This is a genomic window from Cupriavidus sp. 05N40 (assembly GCF_056397305.1).
The window spans coordinates 1-5,113 of the sequence record NZ_JBFTND010000328.1 but is presented as its reverse complement, the minus strand read 5'-3'; the positions used below and the strand labels follow the sequence as shown (position 1 = coordinate 5,113).

The window sequence follows — 5,113 nt, the reverse complement described above, 5'->3', positions numbered from 1 at the left end:
GGCTTCGAGCAGGGTGCGTTTGTAGACGATCGCGGCTTCCTGTTGCTGCGCCTCGCGCAGATGCAGCATCCCCTTGAGCTTGCCGCCCTCGAAGATGGGAAGCGAGATCGACGGTCCGACGACAAACTGGCCCGATGCCCAGTTTGCGAGGTTCGAGAGCTGGAGACTCTGGAACCCGGCGCTGCCATTTAGCGTGATGCGCGGATAGAAGTCGGCCTTTGCCATGCCGATCGACGCCGTGGCCGCGTGCAGTTGCGCCTCCGCCCTCCTGATGTCCGGTCTGCGCTGCACCAGTTCCGAGGGGAAGCCGATGGGCACCTCCTTGGGGAGCTCCGGAATGTCACGCACCTCGCCGAGCGATTGCCGCAGCGCGCCCGGCTCCTCGGCCAGCAACAGTCCGATCGCATTGATGGTGGCCTCGCGACGCGACTCGAGCGTCGGAATCAGGCTTTCGATCGATGCTGCCTGCGCGGAAGCGTTGGCCACGTCCAGATCCGTCGTGACGCCTTCACGTGCGCGTACCTGCGTGAGCTTCGTGGTGTCACGGGCGATTTCAAGGTTCTGTACCGCGATCTGTAGCAGGGATTGCGTGTCGCGCAACTCGATATAGTCTCGCGCGAGTTCGGCGCGGGCAGACAAGAGGACCGCGTTCCGGTCCTCGTACGAGGCCGCCGTCAAAGCGGTCGCCGCTTCGACACCGCGTCGCACGCGGCCCCAGATGTCGACCTCCCATGACGCATCGAAGCCGAACTGGTACAGGTCGAACGCGGGCGAACCACTCGAACCCGGCAATGGCGCGACGCCGAGCGGCGAGTCGCCCGACGCCGATGGTGGCGGACTACCTGTCGGGCTGACCCCAAGCAGCGAGAGGATGCCGTTTGGACTTCCGCGTTCGCGATGATAGGAGGCGGCGCCGTCCAGTGTCGGATATTCGGCGGCGCCGGCCACCCGTTGTACTGCCCGGCTTTGCCGCAGCCGCGCCGACGCGGCTGCGACGTCCAGGTTGGCTTCGACCAGTTTCTCCTCGAGCGAGTTCAGCAGGGGATCGTTGAACAGTGTCCACCACTCTGAACTGAACTGGGATTCGACGGTCTTGCTCGATGCCTGCGCAGACTGGGCGCGGTCAAAGACGTCGGGTGCGGATGTCTTCGGACGTTCGAAATCCGGCCCTACGGCACAGCCCACCATCGCGAGGCACGCCAGTATCGCCAGCACCGACGCGCGGATAGGGAACTCACTCGCATTCATTTTCTGTCCGCTCCCTTGGCCAGCGTATCGCCACGGCGGCCAACGGCCACTTCCGCTTCGACAGAAAGCCCCACGCTCAATTCAGACGCGGCTTGCTGCCCGCGGTCGATGGTGATCTTGACAGGCACGCGCTGGACGACCTTCGTGAAGTTGCCCGTTGCGTTGTCAGGCGCAATCGGCGCGAAGCTCACTCCGGTCGCCGGGGCAAGGCTATCGATATGGCCTTGGATCACGACGCCAGGAAGGCTGTCCACCTTGATGCGCACGCTGTGGCCAGGTCGCATGTTGGTGATCTGGTTCTCCTGGAAGTTGGCGACGACATAGGCGTCGGCGATCGGGACAATCGCAAGAACCGGCGCGCCGGGCGTCACAAATGCGCCGACCCGCGCCGAGCGCCTGCCAACCTTGCCGTCCACCGGTGCATGGATTTCCGTATAGGACAGATTGAGATTCGCCAATTCCTGAGCCGCCTCGGCGCGCATCAACGTGCTGGCCGCCTTGTCGCGTTGCGTGCGCAGCACGTCGAGGTTCTGCTCAGTCGTGCTCAACGCGGCGCGGTCATGGGACTGCCGCGCAAGTTGCTCGGCGAGCGCGCTCGAAGCGTGTTGTTGTTCCTGCGTGGTTCCCGCTCCTGCTTCGGAGAGATTCTGGTAGCGCGAGGCGTTCGCTCGCGCAAACTCGACCGACGCTTCGTCGGAGCGAAGCGTGGCGCGCGCCTGCTCGACGAGCGAGGGGTGCCGCGCAATCTCGGCGTCGTAGTTTGCTATGGATGCCTTGGCTGCCGCCACGTCCGCCTGCGCACTCGACAATGCGGCCCGGAAATCGCGGTCATCGATACGCACCATCAATTGCCCGGCCTTGACCCACTGATTGTCGTTGACCAGTACCTCTGAAACCTGGCCGGCGATACGCGGCGCCACGAGCGTGAAGTCGGCCGACACGTAGGCATCGTTTGTGGATTCGGTATCCGAGTTGCCAGCAAGCCTTGTGCAAGCCCATGCAACGATGCCGACCGCGACGACAAGCACGGCAATGCGAACGGTTCTGAGGCGGGATCGGGTGGCGGCTGACATGGAAATCTCCCTTAGTGGGAAGAGGGCGGAGTAGCGCCCATGTTCAAATCATGGGTCATTGCCAGCGCAGTGACCTGTTCATTGCGTATTGCAGATAGCGACGCGAGCAAGGTCCCAATCAGGCCCACAGAGAGACGATGTGATAGCGTGGCCTGTGCGGGCGTTGGCTGCGCGGCTCCGGTTGTCAAAGGGTTGGTGGTGGTCATAGGGGTTCGCTAGCTACGCGTGTTCAGTAGGTGATTGCATCTGCGAATCGCCGTCAAGGGCCATGTGCTCGCCGAACCCCGAATGCCGATATCGGGCTGCGACTGCCTTACGCCCGAGGCTGTACTTCCTCAAAGTATTGCGGTGCTTCCCGGCGATCAAACATCCCGTACGCCCGGACGATGCGGATGTGCCGCAGGCGCACGCCCTCTGGCAGTTTTGCGTCGCGTTCGAATACTTCTGCGGTTGCCTGGTCGTGCCACGTCGCCACCACGATCACGTCTCCCGGCGTCATCAGCGCGTCGAACACATCCCAGGCGACGAGGCCCGACGCGCCCGCTTCAAGTCCAAGCGACTTCGCGACCGATTCCGCGCCGGCCTGCCTGACCCAGTCCGGCGCGCGCGTCGCATCGAGCAGCGTCACCGCCGTGCCGGCGCCTGTCTCAGTGACATCCAGGCGCTGTTCGAGCAAGACTTGCCCGGCGGGCACGTGGGTATCCCTGACGGTCTGGCCAATGCGCAAGCGATAGTCGGCAAATACCCGATCGCGCGCCGCCTGCTGGACCTTGTGGTGTTTCGTCGTGGTACGCCAGCGCACCAGCGACTTCTCGTCGCGCCAGCTCGACAGCGAGAGGAGCCACCCCTCGCGCGTCAGGCTTGCATAGCGGGTGTTGTCGATAAACCCATCGATCTTCTCGAGTTCAGGTCGCAGCATCTGCGCCATGCCGAGATAGGCATCGAATTGTTCGGGTATCGGGTTGACTTCAAGCATTGCAGAAAACATGAGGTACTCCTTCTTTCCGTTGACCACACGACGTTATGTGGAAAATGCGCGAAACTGGCGATGACGACGGGTTGATTTCCGTGTCGCAGTCAAGCAGTTGGTGCATTCACTGTATGGCACGGAGAGTGTTTCTTAAAGGCTGGGAGGATCAGGTATTCGGCCAACAAGTGCGTGAATTTTGCCAAGTAACTTGTGGACTCCATGGAAATCGCAACCACCTGGAATAGTCCATTTCGGTTTGACCAATAAAGCCGATTTGCACGGGCGGGAACGATCACGAAGACCCGCTCCGCGCCGTCGCGGAAGCGATTGGTGCTGGCCATTTCTGATCTGTTTTGAGCCAATCGGAATGGGCAACTTGCGCGAGCTGGCTGTCCTTTGCGGTCATCCTCGATCGAGGCAGCGTGACTGGCGCGCGGCGCCCGGTTCGCTCGAAAGCTGAAGCTCAGGCGGCGAAGCGCAAGGGGTGCCCAACGCGCAATGCGACAGGCACGATCGGAGGCGCGGCGGTGCCGGTGATACGACGTGGCCCAAATTCCGCATCGATTGGCCAGACACGGCGCACCTGCGTGTTCGTGCCGCCATATGGACTGACTAGACTTGATTTCGGGACTGCGGCTGGGAACCTGACCCGGGTGCACCTGGAAACGCATCAGCCCTGGTTGCGGCTTGGGGTAGCCGGGATGGGGCTGCCGCCGCCTCGCCAATTGTCGCGGTCGAATTAGGGACCGGACCCCAAGCAAGGACGGATTCATCACGTTGATTCAGGATCGTCAAACCTCTCTGGCACCCGGTTACCACGCCGCATACGCGGCGAGGCGGGCTGCGCTTGTTTCGAGGGCATTCGGGGAGTAACGGAGCATGCGTGTTGCGATGATGTTGTACGCCGGATTCCAGTTACTCGATGTGACTGGCCCGATGGATGTGTTTCACGAGGCGAACTGCCTGTGCGGCGGAACGTTCTATGAACAGCATCTCGTCGGGCCGTCGCCCGGGTCTGTCGCATGCTCGAACGGGGTGGCGGTGGGCACGACGGAGTGCGTGTCGGATGTGCGTGCTCCGTTCGACATTATCGTGGTGCCCGGGTCCCCGCTCATCGGCCTGAGGCATGGGCAACGGGAAGTGGTGGATTGGCTCAGCGATGCCGGGCGTAGGGCGGGAAGGCTCGCATCCGTATGCAACGGCGCCTTCTTGCTCGCGCGTGCCGGTCTTGCCGACCACCGCTGGTTGACCACGCATTGGCGCGACGCGCAACGGCTCGCAACCGAGCATCCCCTGGTACACGTCATGACCAATCTAAGCTGCCTGAAGGACCGTAACCTGTATTCGTCGGGCGGCGTGAGCGCCGGTGTCCATCTGGCCCTGGCGCTGGTCAGGGAGGATCTTGGCGAAGACGTCGCCCGAACCATCGCCACGGCGCTGTTGACGCCGCGCCGTTGAGGCACGGAGCAAGCCCATCCGGTGCCGCATTCCCTCCCGCGCGGATGCGACGGCGATGGCCCGGATGGCGAGGTCATGGTCATCGTGGCCCAGATACGGCCCTTTTTGGCCGGTAGATGATCTTCTTGGCTGAGCGCGCGGCTCCGATCGTTGGCAGAATGGTTGCCACGATCCTCACAATTCTTCCAGAAGCACATCAAGAAAGTGCTGGGTGGACTGGGCCAGGGCGGAGAACCCGTCGAAGCCATCGTCCATGAGCTGGTGCCGAACATACGCTGTTCTCGAGTTGGATGGGAAATCGCCCTTTGATCTTGGTCGCTGATATTGTCAGCGCCGGTTTCCATGCGAGCCAGCCGTGACCCGA

At 62.6% G+C, this 5,113-nt stretch carries 4 protein-coding genes; 1 reads left to right on the top strand and 3 read right to left on the bottom strand.

The features are described 5' to 3' along the window. From AC1DO7_RS39280 to AC1DO7_RS39270, 3 genes are all read right to left on the bottom strand, one after another. A partial coding sequence (locus tag AC1DO7_RS39280) for an efflux transporter outer membrane subunit (protein WP_477117418.1) occupies window positions 1-1,248 on the bottom strand: 1,248 nt, incomplete at its 3' end. Continuing rightward, window positions 1,245-2,321, bottom strand: a complete 1,077-nt coding sequence (locus AC1DO7_RS39275) for an HlyD family secretion protein (RefSeq protein ID WP_477117417.1) — start codon at window positions 2,319-2,321, stop codon at window positions 1,245-1,247. The genes AC1DO7_RS39280 and AC1DO7_RS39275, both read right to left, overlap by 4 nt. A gap of 313 nt (window positions 2,322-2,634) precedes the next feature. After that, complete coding sequence (locus AC1DO7_RS39270; protein ID WP_441650470.1) at window positions 2,635-3,309, bottom strand: antibiotic biosynthesis monooxygenase family protein; 675 nt, start codon at window positions 3,307-3,309, stop codon at window positions 2,635-2,637. Window positions 3,310-4,170: 861 nt separating this feature from the next. Here AC1DO7_RS39270 and AC1DO7_RS39265 point away from each other — a divergent pair. Further along, window positions 4,171-4,749 (top strand): AraC family transcriptional regulator, encoded by a 579-nt coding sequence (locus AC1DO7_RS39265; RefSeq protein WP_441624458.1) that lies wholly within the window; start codon window positions 4,171-4,173, stop codon window positions 4,747-4,749. Window positions 4,750-5,113 lie beyond the last annotated feature (364 nt).

Excerpts from the sequence above, each read along its gene's own strand:
- AC1DO7_RS39270 (WP_441650470.1), bottom strand. The coding sequence starts at position 3,309 with ATGTTTTCTGCAATGCTTGAAGTCAACCCGATACCCGAACAATTCGAT.
- AC1DO7_RS39265 (WP_441624458.1), top strand. The coding sequence starts at position 4,171 with ATGCGTGTTGCGATGATGTTGTACGCCGGATTCCAGTTACTCGATGTG.
- AC1DO7_RS39275 (WP_477117417.1), bottom strand. The coding sequence starts at position 2,321 with ATGTCAGCCGCCACCCGATCCCGCCTCAGAACCGTTCGCATTGCCGTG.